The sequence below is a fragment of the Domibacillus indicus genome (assembly GCF_023715895.1).
Lineage (GTDB): Bacteria > Bacillota > Bacilli > Bacillales > Domibacillaceae > Domibacillus > Domibacillus indicus_A.
Genome location: NZ_JAMBOO010000165.1, coordinates 1 through 222, shown reverse-complemented (window position 1 = coordinate 222; position 222 = coordinate 1). Strand labels below are relative to the sequence as shown.

The 222-nt window shown below is 42.8% G+C and carries 1 rRNA gene; it reads left to right on the top strand.

The features are described 5' to 3' along the window. Positions 1-55: ribosomal RNA gene (locus M3221_RS26110) — 16S ribosomal RNA — on the top strand; the annotation flags it as partial. Between the last annotated feature and the right edge of the window lie 167 nt (positions 56-222).

The following is a 222-nucleotide window of genomic DNA, read 5'->3' as shown; positions in this document are numbered from 1 at the left end:
GGTGAAGTCGTAACAAGGTAGCCGTATCGGAAGGTGCGGCTGGATCACCTCCTTTCTAAGGATATTTACGGAAGTGAGAACTTGGTTCTCACACACGTTTGACGTTTGATTTTGTTCAGTTTTGAAGAGTTCAATCTCTTCTTGTGCCCGCATTTATTTATGCAGGCAGCTGAAACTGTTCTTTGAAAACTGGATAGAAGCAACACATTGTATGACCAAAGC